This window comes from Caballeronia sp. M23-90 (genome assembly GCF_053574605.1).
In genome coordinates this window covers 1-316 of record NZ_JBSIPA010001005.1, presented here as the reverse complement: position 1 = coordinate 316, position 316 = coordinate 1, and the positions used below count along the sequence as shown (strand labels likewise).

The window sequence follows — 316 nt, the reverse complement described above, 5'->3', positions numbered from 1 at the left end:
TCTCGTGGATGAGCGGCTCGCTCGGCGGGTTGCTGAAGAGATCGGGAAGCGTCGCCAGTTCGCGCGCGAGTCCGCCCGATCCTACCCAGAAGAGTTCGTGGTCGAGTCGCGAGGTGATTTCGGCGAGGCGCTTGAGGTCGCCGCCGGTATGGGCATCGACGATCAGTGCCTCGATGCGTTCCTTCGTCGTCTCGTGGATGAGCGGCTCGCTCGGCGGGTTGCTGAAGAGATCGGGAAGCGTCGCCAGTTCGCGCGCGAGTCCGCCCGATCCTACCCAGAAGAGTTCGTGGTCGAGTCGCGAGGTGATTTCGGCGAG

1 protein-coding gene is annotated in these 316 nt (G+C 64.6%); it reads right to left on the bottom strand.

The window, feature by feature from the left end:
- A partial coding sequence (locus tag ACRXB1_RS37530) for a four-carbon acid sugar kinase family protein (RefSeq protein ID WP_449494956.1) occupies nucleotides 1-316 on the bottom strand: 316 nt, incomplete at both ends.